Origin of the sequence: Sediminispirochaeta bajacaliforniensis DSM 16054 (assembly GCF_000378205.1) — a bacterium.
GTDB lineage: Bacteria > Spirochaetota > Spirochaetia > DSM-16054 > Sediminispirochaetaceae > Sediminispirochaeta > Sediminispirochaeta bajacaliforniensis.
Genome location: NZ_KB899406.1, coordinates 1 through 19,550, shown reverse-complemented (window position 1 = coordinate 19,550; position 19,550 = coordinate 1). Strand labels below are relative to the sequence as shown.

Sequence of the window (19,550 nt, the reverse complement as noted above, 5' to 3'; positions counted from 1 at the left end):
CCCGTATTGGTTAAGACAATCGCTTATTTATTCCAACCGTTATCTTTGATGATTTCATCTATGGACACAGCCGTGTTGTGTAAGGTCGTCGCAGCATCTGAACCGGCTATAATATCGGCTGTTGCCGACTGTACTGCACTATAGATCGTCATATGAGCAGGGGTTAAAGGCCTAAGAACAGATATACCGGCTTCCAACTGTTCACGGTACAAATACAATCGTCCTCCTTTCTGAAGTTCAGGGTTGCTGTTCATAACCGATTTTCTCGAGGGAATAGCCCCGTTGAAGCCCGTTACCAGGTTGATGTTTTCAGGATCAAGGCTCTTTTCAATTACCTTCCATACCACATCTGCAGTACCGTTTTCGCTTGCCGAAGTCGTCATTGCCCAGACCGTTGAACCGGAACATGTATAGACCCCATTACCGAAATCGGGGATTGGCACCAGGATGGCATCATCACCGAGATTTGTCACATGATCCTTGTACTTCCAATGTCCAAGCAGGGCTATTGCACTTTCTTTTCTTCCGTAAAAACCATTCTCATAGTCACAAGCGCCATTCATATAGCCCTTGTCGATAAGCCATGAGATATAATCATAGGCAGCGATGGTTTCCGGGCTATCCAGGGTCCCTTCCGTCAGCATGGTATCACGATTGATGAAATCACCGCCAAAGCTTGCGACAACCGGCAAATACATAAAATACAGGGAAGAAGGCTTGTTCTGCCGAATATAGATCGGATACGGCACTCCATCGGCCTTCAGCCTTGCCAAGGCATCCTCGAACTCTTTTCTGTCCCATGCCTCTTTGTAGCTCGCGGGTATTCTGATTCCTGCATGTTCCAGCATGCTCTTGTTCGCCCACATCGCCATCCCTGCATCAAACTGCGCAGTGGTAATGAATTTTCCATCATAGGTGGATTCCGCTATCACCGAGGGAATCAAATCGTTTTTCAGCGTATCGGGTATTCGTCCGTCAAGAGATGCTATTAATCCGGCCTCGTAGTAGGATGGAATCTGAAGATAGTCAACCACGATCATATCAGGAGCATCCCCGACAACGGGAGCCATCTTCAGTTTGCTATCAAGTTCATCCTTCGGATAATACTCATCATTAATGGCGATACCCAATGCCGATTCCATGTTGTCGAACATATTCCTGTAGATATCATCCTCTGCACCACTGCTGACCCACACCTTGATCTGCGCCGTATCACCTGAAGCAGATGCCTCCTGCTTACCCTCCGCACAAACTAAAACCAAGGGAAGAAGAAGTACAAGCAGAATAAGAATCGTTTTTTTCATAAAACACTCTCCTCTCTAAAAAATAAAAAAGTCAACCGTTTGACATATAAAAAGCAAAATGCTTTCCATATCCACACCAAAACTACGCGTAACATCAGGTATATCGATGTCAACTAATACTTTATTAACCATTTTCTCACAATTTTCTCATTTTTTGTCAGTATACGCCATATCATCTGTATGTCAAGCGGTAAATATATTTATTATATCAATCGATTGACATACCATTTTGATGCGTTTATCATCACCGCAGTTTACCGGCAAAGTCCTATTACCATACCACATGAAAAAAGGAGCTGTTGTATGAAGTTGCTTGTCGTCTCAGATATACACAGTAATATCTGGGCGCTTGAGACGATTCTTTCGGCGGAAAAAACGTATGATCAACTATGTTGTGCGGGAGATCTTGTCGATTACGGGATAGCACCGAAAGAGGTCATATCGACATTACGACAAAAAAAAGAGAATTCCATGATTGTACAGGGAAATCATGACCGCCATGTCGCTAAAACATATCATGAACATGAATTCCGCAACATTGCTCCCGCGATGTATAAATGGGTACACTACAATTGTGAACGGTTATCGAATCAGGATATTTCATATCTATCCGCTTTGCCCCTCCACCGTTTCTTTGAGGCCGACGGTTGGCACTATCTTATGCAGCACCAGTACGACGAGGCCTACGGCTGCATAGAAACATCACACCAGTTTGAGCTTTACTGGAAATCTCATACACCCAAGGAATACTGGAACGCGGAGCGAAAAAGAATGATTTTCGGACATTCACACAGACAATGCAGGCATCAACTGGCAACCGGGATGGAATGGATAAATCCCGGCAGTGTATCATACCGTCGCCCGGACGATCCCGACAAATCGGCGCATTATGCATGTATCGAAGAGGGAAGGCTTACGCTCAAACGGATTCCGTATGACAGAACGCCCCAACTGGAAGAGGCACGAAAATATCATGAACGCAATGCAATGATGGAGACAGAATTACAGGATTTTTTCTTTTTCTTTGGATCGGCAGAAACCTCGAGGGATCCCCTCCCCATGGTAAAAAAAGAGAGTAAAAGGACAAACTCATGAAAGCATTACGGCGATGGAACCTGCAAGGAGTGGCGAACTTCCGAGATTTGGGAGGCTATCCGTGTAAAAACGGGGAGGCAACCCGATACGGAATATTTTTCCGTTCCACACATCTCCATCATGCAACGGAAGAAGACCTAAACATGCTACGAACGGCGCACATCGACACCATAATCGATTTACGCTATGAAGAGGAAAGAGCGCTCTCCCCCGATAGAATTCCGGAAGGCGCATCATATCATCACATCTCCTTAATGGGCTGTGTTGAGGCAAAAGATATCAACGTAAACTCTTCGGTCACCGATACACGGACCCTCCACCGAATGTATCGCCAAATTCTTAGCTTCGGGCAGGAAGAGATAGCAAAAACCCTCAAAATTCTCGCCAATGCAGGAAGGGCGATCTATCATTGTGCCGCAGGAAAGGACCGTACCGGCATCATAAGCATGTTCTTACTGAGCATTGCCGATGTTCCAAAGGAAGACATCATTGCCGATTATGAGGTGAGCCATAGCTATATCCGAGATTTCACGAGCGACATATCGGGATCAAATTATTATAACATGCAGCTCGTTATAGAATTTCTGGAAAAACGCTACGGCGGTGCGGTTCCCTATCTCAAAGCAATCGGAATCGACGAGACGACGCTTCATACAATACGCTCGAAATTCATCCTTTCCGCATAGTCGTTCCCGGGGGGAGCGGAAAAGCCGCCCGGCCGCCCCGGCGGAGGGGACGGAGCCGGAAGAGGCGGACGGAGAAAGCGGCTTTGCAGCGAGGGGGCGGCTGCCCCCCCCAAAAAAATACCTACTGTTCCGAATCCTGGTGATTGGAGGAACATAACTCCTTTTCCCGTAGCCACCTGGAGGAAAAACCATAAAAAAAAGCGAGCACCGGCACTATATCGAGTATGGTACAGACAAAAGGGCATGCAGACCACCAGGATTCGGAACACTAAGAACATGTCACCGCCGAAAGAAGGCCTCCCGCAGACGCTCCAGTGAAAGCTCTGCGGTGGAAGACAGACGCAAGGCGGCCCCTTCGAGATAGCCGCCGATGCCGACGGAGAGCATTCCGGCGGCGTTTATGGCGTCGATACCGGCTTGGGCGTCTTCTACGCCAATGCAGTTGCGGTAGGGAACCCCCAAAAGCTCGGCGGCAAGGAAGAATTGTTCCGGATCGGGCTTACCCTTTTTGAGGGCACCGGGATCGGTCACCACATCAAAGCGGTCGGAGATCCCCAGGTAGCCGAGAATAGCACCTGCATTTCTGCTTGCCGAAGCAAGGGCGGTCCGAATGCCGGCCTCATGCAACTCCGAAAGAAGGGCATCAATGCCGGGAAGCAGATCGTCCGGGGTAATACGGGCAATCAGTTTTTTGTAGTATTTGTTTTTTCTGGCGGCAAAGGCGGCCTTTTCCTCAGGGCTGTAGCGGCGCGTACCGCGGGCGAGAAGCAGCTCAAGGCTTGCCATTCTGCCTACCCCTTTGAGATTGTTGTTGAACTGCCGGTCAAAGGGAATCTCAAGTTCGTCGCAGAGTTGCTTCCAGGCGAGGTAATGATACTCGGCCGAATCGGTGATAACGCCGTCGAGGTCGAAAATTACCGCTTCGAGCTCCGGTCTCATGCTTATCACCAGGGGAGAGCCGGGAAAAATCTTATGTCTGCGTCCTTCATGGAAAATGGTCAGGGCCCCTCCCCGTTTGATTCGGTAGGAGACCTCTTCGTGGCCGATGCTGACCTCGAGGGCCGAATGTCCCTTTCTCAGGGAAAAAGAAAGGCGGCTCCAGGCTGCCGGCAGAGCGGGAGCAAATCTAAGCATGCCGTCGTAATCTTCCAGTCCTGCAAAGCCGTAAACAAGGCTGATCCATGATCCGGCCATGGCGGCGGCGTGTATGCCGTCCCGGACATTGCCGTTGACGTCGTCCAGATCCATCCTCACGCTGCGTGTGAAATGTCGATAACTTTCCTCAGCGTATCCAAGCCGAGCGGCCATCACCCCTTGGATGCAGGGGCTTAGGGAGGAGTCGGCGGTGGTCAGGGGATCGTAATAGTCGAAGTCGCGTTTTTTCTGGGCATGGGAGAAATAGCGTCCCAAAAGCATCTGGGCAAGGACAAGGTCCGCCTGCTTAAGGATCTGGTAGCGGTAGATGGTAAGGGGGTGGTAATGCAGGAGCAGGGGACGCCGCTCGATAGGGACGGAAGCCCGCTCCCAGCGAGCTTTGGAGAGAAAGGTGTCGTCCTGAGGTGTAACTCCAAGATCTTCGTTATAGGGAAGGTACATGGCATCCGCGGCCGTAAGCCACGCCTGGGGCTCCCCGGGATCAAGGCCGACGGAGTCGACAAGGCCTTTCCATGCCTCCGGCTGTCGCTTTTTCAAGAGATCGAGGAAGCGAACCGCACTGCGAAGATTCTCCCGGGCCATGAGGTTGGTATAGTAGTTATTATCTACCAGCGCAGTATATTCATCGGGTCCGGTAACGCAGTTGATACAGAAAGCACCGCCGCGGGAGGGGATAAAGTCTCCGAAACCGTACCAGAAACGGGCGGTTTCGAGGAGAATCTCCGCTCCATGGGCCAGAAAGCTCTCGTCGCCGCTTACATCAAGGTACTTTACCACTGCATAGGCGATATCGGCATTAATGTGATACTGAGCGGTACCGGCGGGAAAAAAGGCAGAGGCTTCATTTCCGTTGATGGTTCGCCAGGGATAGAGAGCCCCGGGATAGCCGAGCTGGGCTGCCCTGCCCCGGGCATGGGGCAGGATGCGGTAACGGTACTCAAGAAGATCCCTGGCAATTTCCGGACGGGTGTAGAGAAAAAAGGGAAGCGCATAGATCTCCGTGTCCCAGAAAAAGTGTCCTTCATATCCCTCGCCGGTAAGCCCTTTTGCAGGGAGCGAGGTTCCTCCTTCTCTTCCGGCTCCCTGCAGCAGATGGAAGAGGTTGAACCGGATGCTCTGCTGCACATCGGGGGCATGTTCGACCAGGAGATCGGCATCTTCCCAAAACTGATCGAGAAATTTCCTCTGCGTATCTGCGGCCGCATCGAAACCGCAGGAAAGAGCCTCGGAAACGTGCGAAATGGCTCTGGACTCCAACTGTTGCTCCTCTCCGGCTGCACCGTGATACCATCCTGCACAAACAACCATCTCCAGCCAATCACCTGCCTTCATGTCCGCCTGAGCCCCGACAATACCACCGCTGTTACGTTCTTTCCGCCATAGTTCATACCCCCCTTCACCGGCAGAACAGGAAAAGGAGCGGTCCGCGACGACACACATACGAAGGCCGCTCATTTTCGTAAAATGATTCAGCACGGTATGGTTTTCTTCCTGGCGAACAGATTCGATCCCGAAATCTCCCGGCATAATATGAGAACCGGTACGGGGATCGTCACCGGCGGCGAGATTGGAAACATCACCGGAGAGTTCGTGACGAAGGGAAAAATTCCCTCCCCCCTCGATGAGGGTAACCCTATAGGAAATCAGCATGAGATGACGAGGCTGGTAGGGTACAAGACGACGGCTTTCTACCTTCACCTTCGTACCGGGAGCGGAGGAAGGCGACCACACCAGGCTCCGCTTCAGGATTCCGGTGCGAAGATCAAGCTCCCGGCTATAGGCATCGATATGCGAAGTCGCCGGGGAAAAAGATTCCTCATGCAGATTCAGCGTGATAAGCGTGGCATCACTGCAATTGAGAATGGTCTGGTAGCGATCGGCAAAACCATAGGCCCTTTCACCATAGACAATGGGGCGGCTTTCATAAAAGCCGTTGACATAGCTGCCCCGCCACCATGAAGCATCCAGCTCTTCATGACAGCCCCGAATGCCGAGATAGCCGTTGCCAAGGGTAAAAAGCGTCTCCCTTGCGGCAATCGTGTTCCTGTCGAAACGCTCCTCGCGTAAAACCCAGGCATCTATGCCGAACAAATGATGATTCATTCCATTTCCACCCCTTTGCACACGGTTGCATACAAAATACTTTACGCTGTCCTATTGCCTATTGTCAAGGAGCACGGGGTGGCTAGAAAAATAAAATGGTGATACGATATCGCAGGTATGAGCAGACACCCTGATAGCGAGAGGCGACGGCATGTCATCATGTTCGCTGTGGCGGACAGAGCCGAGCAAATGGCATTTCATCAGTTAGTAAAAAAGGATAATCTTCCCTATACCCTTCTTTTCCCCGAATCGGTTTCCAATGTGGAAGAACTCAGCAAAACTCATGATGTGGATATCATCGTCACCGACCTGAAATTCCAGAATGGAGGCTTTGCCGATTGGCTTATTCTTTGGCCCCAGCCTTTTATTTTGTTGTTTGATTTCATCGATCACAACATGATCGATGAGATGGTTTCGAACGAAACCAGTGATTTTTTAATACGTGACAAAGAAGGGACGTATCTTACGACTCTTCCTCACAGGATTCGAAAAATTCTTAATTACAAAGAGAGCATGGACCGGCACAACATCCATCTCCAGGCAACCGAACGGCGTTACCTGGATTTGGTCCAGGCGCTTCCCGATATCATCTACTCACTCGACGACAGGGGGATGTTCAATTTTGTCAATGATGCCGTCCGTGTCATCGGATATGAACCCTACGAATTACTCGGTAAACATTTTTCCAGCATCCTTGACCCCTCCGATATCCCAAGGGTAAGCAGAGAGACAGTGCTTCCCCGATATACAGGGAAAACGACCGGCGACGTGGGTGCTCCCAAGCTCTTTGATGAACGGCGGACAGGAGAACGCAAGACAGCCGGACTCGAGGTAAGGGTCATCCCCGGACCACACCTCCCTGATCGTCAGAAGCAGATGATAGGTGCCGTAATAGCCTATGGTGAGGTTAGTGCCGTAGGGTTCTCAAATACGATGCTTGAGGGAGGCTTCGGATCGGTTGGTATCATCAGGGATATTACCACGAGAAAGGAGCATGAAAATCTTCTGCGAAAGTCTTTGGCGGAAAAAGAAGTTTTGCTGAAAGAAATTCATCATCGTGTTAAAAACAATTTACAGATCATCAGTAGTCTTTTGAGTCTTCAAAGCAACTATTTTGAAAATGATAATGATTACAGGCTCTACCTCGATACGCAGATGCAAGTGCAATCTATGGCACTGGTTCATGAACAGTTATATCTATCGGAGAATTTGAGCCGAATCGATATGACACAATATTTTAATCGCCTGTGTGACGCTCTTTTCGATATTTACCGGCAAACAGATCACGTCAGCTACCACATCGCGGCTACAGATGTCTTCCTCAGGCCCGAGGTTGCAACACCGCTGGCCCTTCTCACGGCAGAGCTCATTTCCAACAGTCTGAAACATGCCTTCCCGAAGGATCGTCACGGCCGAATTGATATTACACTTAAAGAGCGCGAGAAACTTTCTTATACATTGACGGTCAAAGACAATGGGATAGGAATAAACAATAAAGAAGAACAGAAAGAAACAGAAACAACAGGTTTAGGCCTTCTGCTTATTCGAAATCTCACCGAACAGTTGAAAGGGACGATTGAGGAATTAGACACACCGGGGACAGGCTTTCGGATCAATTTTTCGACCGCCCTTGAATAGACGCTTTTCTTTCGATACAATCGATTTCCACGTTTCACGAGATTTTGGAGCTACTTGAAATGAAGAAGCTAATTGACTTTTTTGCCCCCAGAGAGCTTTTACATATTGTAAGTATTGCAAATCGACTGAAGATACTCTCAACAGAAGAAAAAAAATATCTTCTTGCGGTGAGAATGGGATCGAAACGAGACGAAAACAAGGAATGGGATCTTGAAGAAGGAGAAAAAGAGAAATTTTATCCACTTTTTTCCCGGTTCATGAATCTCTTTCCCAAAGACTATGAGTGTGTGCGGGATGAATGCCCCGTCTGCAGCCGACTTCTCTCGCTAAAACAAGATTTTACCGGCAAGGGCAAGAGTGAAGAGTACAGTATGCTCATGAGCTGGGTCTCCCGGGGGCAGAATCATTATACAGGTGGGAATAGTGTTGCCCATGAAAGTTTTTCGAGTGAGGATCTTCCAGGTGATGCCAAGCAGGAGGAAAGTAAGCAGCCTTCCCGATCGGCAAGGGTAAAACGCATCCGCGTTGTTGCCAGAAAACCAAAACTCGATCGAAGCGAGCCCAAAGAGGCAAAGGTTCCCGACGAGCACCCCCATCACCCCTTTATCGAATCGGTGCGAGAGCTTGCCGAGATGGAGACCGATAACCTAGACAGAGAGGATCTTCTCGAGTATTGCAGAAGAAGCCGGGAACTTTTTGCAAGACTGATAGCGCTCTGGGATCAATTCGACAAAACGGGTAAAGAATACAGAAATCGCCACAGCTTTTCCTGGATCACGGAAACCAGACAGGAAATTCAGACAGATCCACAAAGGGGATAACGGCATAGTCAAACTTCGCTTTCGAACCGGGAAAAGACGCCCTTCATCGGTTCATCGACGAAGGGACGTCCCGATAGACGGCAAAGCCGAGAGGCTAAGCAGAAAGCCCCTGCAATACCGATTCGTAACGACCAATCACCCGACGAACAAACCCCGACTCACCATGCAGGGACCGTACCATCTCCGGCTCAGGCCTTACCACTTCCCCCCTGGGCAGGACGGCAGAGGTAAGATCATCGACAGAAGGCAGTCCCCGTCGAAGGGATGAAAGAGCGGAAACCCCAGCAACGGCGGCTCCAAGCCCGGCCCCCAATCTGCCGATGGTGACCACCGGGCGGTTCCAGACCGCTGCAATTCGGGAAACCACTCCAGCTGCCCCTGCAGGGCCTCCTGTCACGTATAAGGGCTCATCGGTATCACGGGAGAAACTGCGTGAATAATGTTCGATGATCGTAAGGGTGGTATCGATAATACCGGCATAATCCGCCTCAAGGGAGGCAGTCTGCCCATCCCGGACTGGATCTGCTATTGCGCCGCCGGCGGGGAAAGATTCGGCATCAGGCTGCCAGATCAGAAGGTATTTTCCAACGGGTATCGAGGGCAAGAGATCATCGGCAGGAGCGTATTCATCTCTCTTCAAACCGTGCATCATGCGGACCCGGTCCCAGACAAGGGCCCCGTTGGTCCGGCAACCGAAAAGAAAGGGCCTTCCAAGCCCGTCGTACATGGCATTGGCGTAGCCCGCCTGATCCATGGCAACCCGGCCATCGCCTGAGGTCGAAGCCGCGACCATGAAAACAAAGCTGGTGCCGAGGCTCAAGAGATCACCGTCGACCAGAACCTTTGTCTGCGGATTATCACCGCTGCCTGCCGCAACAATACAATCGGGCGAAAGCCCGTAACGCTCGACGAAATAGGCAGCTACCGAGCCGACAACAGCATCTGGGGCAACGACATCGGTAAGTTTTGCACGGAAGGCCTCGGAACCTCCCGGCAGGGATGCCGATGCAGCATCAATCAACTCAGGAGACCAGGAGCGTCGCTGATAATCAAGCAAACTGGTACCACAGCCGTTTCCAAAATCGGTACCGACCCTACTGTTACCAACGAGAACCGCAGGAATAAAGGAACTGATGAGGAGTACCGTTTCGGTCTTTTCCCATACATCGGGATAACGCTGGGCGACCCTCCTCATAACCGCTCCGGAAAAACGCAAAGGGCTGTCGCTGCCGGAAAGCTCGATCATGCGCTGCTTTCCGCCCACCCCGGTCCGAATAGCCTCTGCCTGAGCCGCGGTATCGCTCGTCTTCCAAATCGGAGCCGCCTTGTAGGAAAAAACATCGGCCAGCCGATGTACCAGGTCTCCGGCTTCCGCACCGATCCCCTTTTCCCGTAAGGTCGAAAAGGATTTTTGTGCACCGCTTTTCAGATACACATGACCATGTTGCTGCCCGGAAACATTAATGACAGCCACGGAATCGGGCCTGACAACGCCATCTTCTTTCATATCGGAAAAAAGGGCGTCAAGGGCGGCGAGGAAAAGCTTCGGCGGCTGGTCCGCCTCTCCTTCAACCCTCGGAGGAACAAGAAATGTATCATGTTCCAGGCCGAAACCACCGAGACGGGAATCGGACTGGTATGACAGGCTCTTCTTCCAGACAACGGAACCACTCTCCGCATCGATTGCCACTCCTGTCATACTCTGGGTACTACAATCAATTCCGAGACTCACTGTGCTCATGAAGCAACCTCCTGTCGCTGTGAAATGTGCTTTTTTCCGCTGACCGAGGAAAGTATAGCATGCAGAGCCTCACGCTGGAATATCCTCTACTCCTCTTTCGGGCTGTCAATCGTTTTCGGGAGAATCAAATTCAGCACGATGCCGACGAGGGTGGCAAGGGCAACACCGCTTAGTTCAAAATGAAGGCTTTCGTTCAGGGGAAAGAAAATTCTTCCGCCGCCGATTCCGATCACCAGGATCACCGAACTGATGGTAAGATTCCTTTTGCAGGTGTAATCAACGCCACTTTCCACGACCGTGCGGATACCTGCACTGGCAATAATCCCGAAAAGCATCATCGATATGCCGCCCATTACCGGAACGGGAACCGTATTGATGATAGCCCCGACCTTGGTGATAAAAGAGAGGATGATCGCAATCACCGCTGCCCCTCCGATGACCCAGACGCTGTAGACCCTGGTGATGGCCATAACACCGATATTCTCCCCGTAGGTCGTATTGGGGGGCCCGCCGAAAAGGGCGGCAAGGGCGGTTGCAGCACCGTCACCCGCAAGGGTTCGGTGAATACCGGGATCCTTCAGAAAGTCCTTTCCCACCACCTTACTGGTCACCATGGTATCTCCAAGATGCTCGGCAATGGTCGCAAGGCTGACAAGCAAAAAGGTGATAATAGGAACGACGGAGAATTTCGGGATCTTTGGGGCCGTAAAACCGAACCAGGCTGCTTCCTTTACCGAAGAAAAATCGATCCAGGAAAAAGCGGGCCAGATTGAGCCGGCAACCAAAGTAAAGAGATAGCCACCGAAAAAGGCAATCAGAATCGGAATGACGGTAAAAAACCCCTTCAGCACAAGGAGGGAAACCACCGCGATGCTGAGGGTGACCACGGCAATGATCACCGATGCAAGGCTGTAGCTGCCATCAGGACCATTCATGGCCATATTCATCGCCGTCGGTGCAAGATTGAGGCCGATTACCATGATGACCGTCCCAATCACAACAGGCGGCAGAAGACGGTCTATCCAGCCGGTTCCGGCCTTACTGATAATAAAGGCGACAATAAGATAGAATATTCCCACGCAAAATGCTGCTCCAAGAGCATATTCCATTCCAAAGCTTCCCGAGATCGCAATAATCGGCGGAATAAAGGCAAAAGAGGAGCCGAGGTATGCAGGGACTCGTCCCCCGGTAATCAGGATATACAAAAGTGTACCTATTCCTGAGGTAAAAAGTGCCGTCGAAGGACTCAGGCCCGTCAAAAGCGGCACAAGAACCGTTGCTCCGAACATTGCAAAAACATGCTGAAAGCTCAGGGGAATCCATCGCCTCAGCTCAGGCTGTTCCCTTACTCCAATGATCTTGTCCTTCATCGTTCCTCCTTTATTACGGATAAAAAAAAAGCTTTCCTTTTCTCTATAAAAGAAAAGGAAAGCCGTCGGAGGGAAAACCCGCGCCCACAGGCAACATATAAAAAACCATACTCCCTCCTTTTGTTATCCAAATTGTCGGATTTATATCAGAAGGGAGCAAGTTCTGTCAAGTCTTTCTTCGTCATAATCACCTATGATGAAATACCTCGGCATTAAGACACTGGGCACCAGCCCTGCCGTCGAGCATTGCAATAAGGTTTTCCGCAGCCATTACCGCCATGTCTCCACGTGAACCACTTGTTGCCGAACCAGTATGGGTCGTAATCACCACGTTATCGAGATCCGCAAGCCCCTTGCTCATTGCAGGCTCAAACTCATATACATCAAGTCCGGCACCGGCAATCTTCCCCTTGCGCAAAGCATCAACCAAGGCGGCCTCATCTATCAAAGCTCCCCTGCCGGTATTGATAAGACACGATGTCGGTTTCATCGCCTCAAACTGAGGTCTTCCGATCAAATGCCGGGAAGTATTGTTCAGGGGAAGATGCAGCGAGATGAAATCAGATTCCTCAATCAGCTGATCAAGCTCAACCCGTTGCGCTCCCACTCCCTCCTCGAGTCGGGGGGATGCACTTCTGTTCCAGTAGATCACCTTCATGCCGAAGCCACTGCTCATCAATCCCATTGCGGTGCCGATTCGGCCGGCACCGATAATACCGAGCGTCTTTCCGGTAACATCACAGCCGACAAATTCCATGGGGGCCCATCCCTGCCACCGGCCGCTGCGCATCAGGCGGTCGGAAGGAACGACCTGACGGGCTACCGCAAAAAGTAGTGCCCAAGCCATCTCGGCAGTAGCATGTGTAAGGACATCAGGGGTATTGCTTACCCCGACTCCAAGGCGACCTGCGGCGGTAAGATCGATGTTGTCGTAGCCGACCGCATAATTGGCCACCGCCTTCAGCCCGCCTCCTGCAGAAAGTACCTCTTCATCTATCTTATCGCATAACAGCGAAAGCAAACCGTCGGCCCAGTCGGCTCCTTCCAGAAGCTCTTCCCTTGTGGCCGGTCTGTCCGCAGCCTGTACACGAACATCGCACTGCCTGCGCAGCAGCTCGATCCCTTTATCCGAGATTGCTCTGGAAACATAAACCTTCTTCATAATCTCCAGTCTACTTCCATGCGGTGTGCTCTGCAAGAGGACCCCGGTCTCAAGGAGAATTTACAAACCTACAACGTTGAATAAGCTTGACAGAGGACCGGAGTGAGTTACAATAACTGAAGTTTTTCATTAAATGACTCTGAAAGAGGGGCACAACTATTTCAATTCAGCTTTCACGTCCGTCACTGGAAAGGCTTCCCGTATATTACCGCATCTTGAAGCATGCGGCTGAGCAGAAATCGTCGTATATATCATCCTCCGAGATAGGTCGAAAAGCAGGGGTTCCAGGAGCCCAGGTTAGGAAGGATCTGCTCTGTTTCAAAGCAAAAGGAAGGCCGAGTGTAGGCTTTCATGTTCTTACCTTGCGAAAAGATCTTGAAAAGTATCTCGGCCTTGAGCATTCGAGAAGTGTAGCATTGGTCGGGGCAGGAAACCTTGGAAAGGCCCTCGCGCAGTTTCCTGGTTTCGCTCAATACGGCATGAAGATCACCCTTTTGCTGGACAAGGATCCCCAAAAGATAGGAAGTGTAATCGGAGGATTAGAGATCAAAGGGATGGACGTTCTGCCCCTCATTGCAAAAAAAATGAGGCTCAGGATCGGAATTATCACCACTCCGGCCTCCGAAGCACAGCTTGTTGCCGAACAGATGGTTGCCGCCGGAATTATTTCCATTTGGAATTTTACCCCCACAAGGCTCTCCCTTCCGGAAGACGTCTTCATTCGCTATGAAGACCTTTCGGCAGGATTGGCACTCCTCAGCCAGAAAGCGGCGGAATTCGAAAGAAATCATAGCCACGAATAAAAAAAGGAGAGAGGCCTACGAGGGTTCCGCCTCTCTCCTTAACCTGGAATGATAGACATTTTTTGCTTACCGCTTTTTTTCATCAACCTTTCTTCTTTGTTTTTCTGCCATTCACTTTATCTGTATGTACTATACCATAGCAATAATCAGCCTAAAACTGGGATTAGTCACAATCGTATAGGGAAAAGTCCTAGAATCAATCGATATCAATGAGCCCAATCCTCGTTGCATAGTGTACAAGCTCAACCGAATTATTGATATTGAGCTTCTTGAAAATACTTGTACGGTGGTTTTCCACCGTCTTCTTGCTGATAAAAAGCATTTGAGCCACCTTACGAACGGAATTCCCCTGAGCAAGGAGACGCATGATTTCCTGCTCGCGAGCGGTAAGTGTTGCATAAGCACTATCGCTGACATCCATGATGTTATAGGAATTTTCCAGTAACTTTCCAACGATAGCATCGAGGACCGTTCCGTCGAAGAAATATTCACCGGCATGAACCCGCTCAATGGCTTCGGCTATCCGTGAAGGAGAGGTCTCCTTTGTCACAAAGCCCCGGGCCCCGTTCCTAAGCGACTCGACAATATAATCAATCCGATTATACATGCTCAACATCAGAATCCTGACATGAGGCAGCTTCATTCTGATTTTTTCGATCAAATCGATTCCCGATCCGTCGGGAAGACCAATATCGAGCAAAATCACCTCCGGACGCACCGCCTCAAGATCAACAAAGAGCCGGTATGCGTCATCGGCCTCACCCACTATGGAAATAAAGCCGCTGCGAAGCAAGGCCGAACGGACACCGTCACGAACGGCCGGATGATCATCAACAAGATATACGCATATCTTTTCCATACGTTAAGTATAGTAACAATGGCCCATTTTCGCCACTTTTTTGGATGATTGAAAACCAAAAGACTATTGTAAAAAGGGATGCTACGCTACTATATCGGTATGAAACAGCAAACACTACCCGATGGGGCTTTGGAAGTTGCAACAGAGGCGGCACAGAAAGCCGGCGAACTGCAGAAAAGACTATTAGTTGAAGGTTTCCGGGTGGACCGAAAATCGACAAGTGTCGATATGGTCACCGAAGCTGATAAGAAAAGCGAACAGATCATCCGGTCTGTGATCATCTCCCGTTTTCCCGACCATGATATTCTGGGAGAAGAAGAGGGTTCGACGGTGTGCGGATCGCAATGGCAGTGGATCATCGATCCTCTCGACGGAACCACCAACTATGTCCACCATCATCCGATCTTCTGCGTTTCCGTCGCGCTTACCTTCGAAGGGGTGCCGATGCTCGGTGTTGTATACGCACCGATGCTGGATGACCTCTACAGCGCAGTGGCTGGAGAGGGGGCATTGAAGAACGGTATCCCAATCAAGGTGTCCGAACGACGGATATTGAACGAAACGCTCATGGCCACGGGAGTGCCCTACGACAGGGCTACGAGCAGTGAAAACAACATCGACTACCTCGCCGACATGTCCACAAAGGTAAGGGGCATAAGAAGGCTTGGGGCGGCTGCCTACGATCTTTGTCTTGTTGCAGAAGGGGTTTACGACGCCTATTGGGAGCTCAAAATAAGGAGCTGGGACATCGCGGCGGGGAGCCTTATTGTCAAGGAAGCGGGGGGCTTTGCGGTACATTGGCATCACGGAGGAACTGCGCAGCAACCGGCTCTGCTGGACTGTCTGGCAGCAAGTCCGGCAATCCTCCCTACCCTTCTCGAGGCTCTTTCCGAGACGGGAAGCGCCTATGTCGATGCAAAACATACGGGAAGTGAGCTTTTTTAGTAGTGTTCCGAATCCTGGTGATTTCCGCTTTACCGCCAGGGCCTTCACGAAAACGCTTAGCTGCTGTTCTGCGGAACGTCATCACTTCCCGCAAAACAGCAGCCATGGATCATAGCTAATATTTGACGGCGCCCTGGACAAGCCCTGCAATGATCTTTCGCTGAAAAATCATGACAAGAACAAGGAGCGGCACGGTTACGATAACCGCCGCAGCCATAATTTCACCGAAAGGCTCCTGCTTGGAGACCTCTCCGGTAAAAAGAGCGATCGCTACAGGTACGGTCCTTGCCGACGGCTGAATCGAGGTAAAGGTTAAGGCGAAAAGATACTCGTTCCAGGCCTGGATGAAAGCAAGCAGCCCGGTGGTAACCAGAGCGGGGGCTGTCAGGGGAAGGAGAATCTGGTAAAAGCTCTGAAACGGTGTTGCGCCATCTATCTGAGCGGCCTGAAGCAGAGAGGTCGGCAAACCGCGAAAGAAGCTGGTCAGAACCCAGATCGTAAACGGAAGCGTCATCAGCATATAGGTAAGAATCATGCTAAGGGTGGCAGGAATACCGAGAACGCGAATCACCGCATACAAACCGGTAAGGACAGAGACCTGCGGAAACATCGTCATCGAGAGAATGATATACATCGAGGGAGTTTTCCCACGGTATCGCAGCTTTCCCATGGCAAAGGCGGCAAAGGAACCAAATAAGAGGGAAAGGAGGGTCACCGACCCTGCGACGACAAATGAGTTCAGGATCCCCCGCATAAAGGTTTTGTTTCTAAAAACCGCGGCATAGTTTCGCAAATAGAGGGAGACTTTCATCGTATCGGGATCTCTGGGGACCATGGTACCGGGGGTCATTTGGAGCTGCCCCTCACTTTTGAGACTGGAATTAATCGCCCATAGGAAAGGAAATGTCATATGAATGAAGATGTAGACGATGAGAATCCAGAAAAGGATACGAAGAAGCGGCCTTCCGGAATACGGCTTATGCATCACTGTCCACCCCCCCTATCATTTTTATGTAAATAAAGTCAAAGATAAATATCAGAAGGAATATGACGACACTGGAAGCAGAAGAGTAGCCCATCAGCTTATTATCTACCAACTGATAATAGGCAAAACTCGCCATCGAATATCGGTTTGCGCCGAAGACGATCTGAAATACATCGAAGACCCGTAAGGCATCCAGGGTCCGAAACACAAGCGCAACAGCAAGGGTCGCTCTGAGCATTGGGAGGGTCATGGACCAAAACTGTCGCAGTTTATTGGCCCCATCCACATATGCTGCTTCATAGATCTGACGGGGAATCATCTGTAAGCCAGCAAGGATAAGCAGGGCCATAAAAGGGGTTGTTTTCCACACATCAATGGCGATCATGACCCAAAGCTGACTTGACGATTCGACGAGAAAGGCGAACTGGCCGTTGTTTATCCCGATTTTATCAAGAAGAATATTGAAAAATCCCGTTCTGTTCGAGGCAAACATCCATTCCCACATCCTTGACGAAACGGCGGTGGGGATGGCCCAGGGGATCAGCATGACCATTCTCATGAAGCCCCTTCCTTTGAAGGCCGAATTGAGGACCAGGGCTACCGCAAGCCCCAAAACCGTCTCGATAAAGACCGAAAGGATGGTAAATCCAACGGTATCACCGACGGCCTGGAGAAAATCGGGATCTGTGGCGCCGATAACGTATTGGGCGCCCATGAAACTGAATTGAGATAGTTCTTTGTACCGTACCGGTTCCGTCGGCAAAACATCGAGGGGACTTTCCCAGACTGCATCGCCTGTTTCAGGGTCGAACTTCTGCTTTCCCGTTGCATCATCAATCACCGGAGGAAGAACCATCACCTTGAAACCAAGGAGTTTCTTGTAGTTTTTCAATCCGACGAATTCCGTCTTTTGACTACTGGCAAAGCGCTTATTTGTCACGCTGTTTACAAATACGCTGCCCAGAGGATAGAAAGCAATCATGATTAAGATAATAAATGACGGAACAAGAAGCAGATAGGCAAGCCGAGCCTCGGATTTGACCAGACTCTTTGATGTGGTCTCCATACCTTACTCTCCTTTCTACAAAAGGGCGGGCCGGAGAAGTGCTCTGGCCCGCCTTTCATTATAGGCAATTTGTCACTTATTCGGGAGATCCGGTCGGATAATCGAGAAGATCCTTCAGGTCAAGCTCCATCGCACGAACCGCTGTGGCGGCATCTTTCTTTCCGCTGAGCACATCGTGAACATTGGTAAAAAAGATCTTCGATGTTTCACTATATCGCGGTGCAGTCGCCGTCGAAGGACGGGGGGTGGCATTAACAAAAACATCGTAAAGTGTTCCGAAGATAGGGGTAGCGTCAAGAACATCCTTGTCCTGATACAAGGACTTGATAGTCGGATTAAAAGAGCCTTCAATGGCCCTCATCTTCTGCACGTCGTATCCGGCCATATAGCGAAGCACTTCCGCTGCAACCTTTTTATTGTTGCTGTACTTGGAAAGCGCAAGCTGCCATCCGCCGAGGGCAGCAGCCCCTTTACCGGAGTCGCCGGCAGGAAGCGGAGCAGCAGCGAATTTTCCTTGGACCGCACTTTCATCCGAGGTACTCAGATTGTAGGCATAGGGCCAGTTACGCATAAATGCGGCATTTCCCGCCTGCCATACGTTTCTCGCATCCTCCTCACCAAAGGAAAGAACACCCTTCGGGCTGATGGTACCGACCCATCCTTTCGCCATATTGAGGGCGGCTATAGCCTCATCATTATTTATAGTTATTTTTTTGTCGGGGCTGACAATGGTTCCACCGCCGTTGGAAGCCAGCCATTCGATGGCATCGCAGGTAAGGCCTTCGTAGCTGTTACCCTGCCAGACATAGCCCCAAAAGTCCGCATTCCCTGCGGCCCGTTCTCCGTCCTGGATCGTTTGTGCCATGGTTTCAAGCTCTTTCCAGGTAGCCGGCGGCCCGTCGAATCCATATTTTTCGAGAAGATCGGTACGGTAATAGAGCAGCCCTGCATCGGTAAACCAGGGCATGGCCACCAGTTTTCCATCAACGGTATTGTTTTGAACAATAGGAGCAAAGTGTTTTGCAGCATCCTCTTTCATGCCGGGATACTGGTAGAGGTCTTCAAAGTGTTCGGCCATATCTCCGGGCCATATTACGTCAACCTGATAAAGATCGACCTCGGAGCTTTGGCTTTCGAAGAATTGTAGATAGAGACCAAGACGATCGTCGGAGAGATCAGGAGTATCAAGCACCTTAACCAAAACATCAGGGTGCATCTTCGTGTATTCGGCCGCCGCCTGTTTCGTCAACTCAAGTTCCTGGCCGACGGCACCGGCGGCAATGGTAACCACCACCTGCCCCGAATCACCGGCAGGAGCGGACGAATCCTGCTGACCTCCAGCCATAACAAAGGGTGCCGAGATAAGAGCAAGCAACGCCACAAGTACGGCAAAGCTTTTCATTCTTTTACACATCTTCTTCTCCTTCTTTCTTTTAGTATTCTCTCATACAACAGAGTCTATGCACACGGTTGCATTTAATAGTGTAGGTGTCCTCATCACAGATGTCAAGGGGAATATTTTACTACTGTCTGGAATCGTGGTGAAAAATGAATAAAATCTCCTTTTCTCGTAGTTACTTATAGTAAGAACGCTACGAAAAAGGAGTTTTTCCATGTTCCATCCCCCCTTCTGCCCCAATCCCCATTGCCTCAACCACTTCTCTCCAAAAGGCCACTGGTTCTTTAGAACAGGCTCCTACTCCACCAAAACCTCCCCCCGCATCCAAAAGTTCAAATGCAAAACCTGCCACCTCTCCTTCTCCACCCGCACCTTCAGCATCGACTACTGGACCCATTTCCACCTTTCCTACAAAACC

General features: G+C 50.3%; 16 protein-coding genes. 6 read left to right on the top strand and 10 right to left on the bottom strand.

Annotation, left to right across the window (positions count from 1 at the left end; genetic code table 11):
* Nucleotides 1–23: 23 nt before the first annotated feature.
* On the bottom strand, nucleotides 24–1,304 hold the full coding sequence (locus tag F459_RS0100080) for a sugar ABC transporter substrate-binding protein (protein WP_020610703.1): 1,281 nt from the start codon (nucleotides 1,302–1,304) through the stop codon (nucleotides 24–26).
* 303 nt (nucleotides 1,305–1,607) lie between these two features.
* Between F459_RS0100080 and F459_RS0100075 the strand changes: the two genes are divergently transcribed.
* Both F459_RS0100075 and F459_RS0100070 read left to right on the top strand, forming a co-directional pair.
* Nucleotides 1,608–2,399, top strand: a complete 792-nt coding sequence (locus F459_RS0100075) for a metallophosphoesterase family protein (RefSeq protein ID WP_020610702.1) — start codon at nucleotides 1,608–1,610, stop codon at nucleotides 2,397–2,399.
* The gene (locus tag F459_RS0100070; RefSeq protein WP_020610701.1) at nucleotides 2,396–3,085 is read left to right on the top strand and encodes a tyrosine-protein phosphatase; all 690 of its coding nucleotides are present in this window, start codon (nucleotides 2,396–2,398) and stop codon (nucleotides 3,083–3,085) included. The genes F459_RS0100075 and F459_RS0100070 overlap by 4 nt, the downstream gene beginning before the upstream one ends.
* Nucleotides 3,086–3,364: 279 nt before the next feature.
* Here F459_RS0100070 and pgmB read toward each other — a convergent pair whose 3' ends face one another.
* The gene (gene pgmB, locus F459_RS0100065; RefSeq protein ID WP_020610700.1) at nucleotides 3,365–6,343 is read right to left on the bottom strand and encodes a beta-phosphoglucomutase; all 2,979 of its coding nucleotides are present in this window, start codon (nucleotides 6,341–6,343) and stop codon (nucleotides 3,365–3,367) included.
* A 117-nt stretch (nucleotides 6,344–6,460) separates the two neighbouring features.
* Between pgmB and F459_RS0100060 the strand changes: the two genes are divergently transcribed.
* Complete coding sequence (locus F459_RS0100060) at nucleotides 6,461–7,981, top strand: sensor histidine kinase (protein WP_026294802.1); 1,521 nt, start codon at nucleotides 6,461–6,463, stop codon at nucleotides 7,979–7,981.
* A gap of 59 nt (nucleotides 7,982–8,040) precedes the next feature.
* Nucleotides 8,041–8,802, top strand: coding sequence for a hypothetical protein (locus tag F459_RS0100055; RefSeq protein WP_020610698.1), 762 nt, complete (start codon nucleotides 8,041–8,043; stop codon nucleotides 8,800–8,802).
* A 94-nt stretch (nucleotides 8,803–8,896) separates the two neighbouring features.
* On the opposite strand, the gene F459_RS0100050 is transcribed toward F459_RS0100055, so the two are convergent.
* The 3 genes from F459_RS0100050 to F459_RS0100040 all read right to left on the bottom strand — a co-directional run bounded on the left by F459_RS0100050 (nucleotide 8,897) and on the right by F459_RS0100040 (nucleotide 13,075).
* A complete protein-coding gene (locus F459_RS0100050) occupies nucleotides 8,897–10,543 on the bottom strand; it encodes an FGGY family carbohydrate kinase (protein WP_020610697.1) in 1,647 nt (548 codons plus the stop codon).
* A gap of 86 nt (nucleotides 10,544–10,629) precedes the next feature.
* On the bottom strand, nucleotides 10,630–11,913 hold the full coding sequence (locus F459_RS0100045) for a solute carrier family 23 protein (protein ID WP_020610696.1): 1,284 nt from the start codon (nucleotides 11,911–11,913) through the stop codon (nucleotides 10,630–10,632).
* A gap of 187 nt (nucleotides 11,914–12,100) precedes the next feature.
* Nucleotides 12,101–13,075 (bottom strand): 2-hydroxyacid dehydrogenase, encoded by a 975-nt coding sequence (locus F459_RS0100040; RefSeq protein WP_020610695.1) that lies wholly within the window; start codon nucleotides 13,073–13,075, stop codon nucleotides 12,101–12,103.
* Nucleotides 13,076–13,233: 158 nt separating this feature from the next.
* Here F459_RS0100040 and F459_RS0100035 point away from each other — a divergent pair, with 158 nt between their 5' ends.
* Nucleotides 13,234–13,878, top strand: a complete 645-nt coding sequence (locus F459_RS0100035; RefSeq protein ID WP_033300989.1) for a redox-sensing transcriptional repressor Rex — start codon at nucleotides 13,234–13,236, stop codon at nucleotides 13,876–13,878.
* A gap of 196 nt (nucleotides 13,879–14,074) precedes the next feature.
* Here F459_RS0100035 and F459_RS0100030 read toward each other — a convergent pair whose 3' ends face one another.
* A complete protein-coding gene (locus tag F459_RS0100030) occupies nucleotides 14,075–14,737 on the bottom strand; it encodes a response regulator (RefSeq protein ID WP_020610693.1) in 663 nt (220 codons plus the stop codon).
* A 99-nt stretch (nucleotides 14,738–14,836) separates the two neighbouring features.
* Between F459_RS0100030 and F459_RS0100025 the strand changes: the two genes are divergently transcribed.
* A complete protein-coding gene (locus tag F459_RS0100025) occupies nucleotides 14,837–15,682 on the top strand; it encodes an inositol monophosphatase family protein (protein ID WP_020610692.1) in 846 nt (281 codons plus the stop codon).
* Nucleotides 15,683–15,797: 115 nt separating this feature from the next.
* Here the strand turns inward: F459_RS0100025 and F459_RS0100020 are convergent, their stop codons facing one another.
* The 4 genes from F459_RS0100020 to F459_RS23855 all read right to left on the bottom strand — a co-directional run.
* Nucleotides 15,798–16,667: a carbohydrate ABC transporter permease gene (locus F459_RS0100020; RefSeq protein WP_020610691.1), complete on the bottom strand. Its 870-nt coding sequence runs from the start codon at nucleotides 16,665–16,667 to the stop codon at nucleotides 15,798–15,800.
* Nucleotides 16,660–17,733 (bottom strand): carbohydrate ABC transporter permease, encoded by a 1,074-nt coding sequence (locus tag F459_RS0100015; RefSeq protein WP_020610690.1) that lies wholly within the window; start codon nucleotides 17,731–17,733, stop codon nucleotides 16,660–16,662. The genes F459_RS0100020 and F459_RS0100015 overlap by 8 nt, the downstream gene beginning before the upstream one ends.
* A gap of 76 nt (nucleotides 17,734–17,809) precedes the next feature.
* Nucleotides 17,810–19,147 carry an ABC transporter substrate-binding protein gene (locus F459_RS0100010; RefSeq protein WP_020610689.1) on the bottom strand — a complete coding sequence of 446 codons (1,338 nt, stop codon included), beginning with the start codon at nucleotides 19,145–19,147 and terminating at the stop codon, nucleotides 17,810–17,812.
* Nucleotides 19,148–19,325: 178 nt separating this feature from the next.
* Nucleotides 19,326–19,550 (bottom strand): hypothetical protein (locus tag F459_RS23855; RefSeq protein WP_033300983.1); only part of this gene is annotated, 225 nt, incomplete at its 5' end.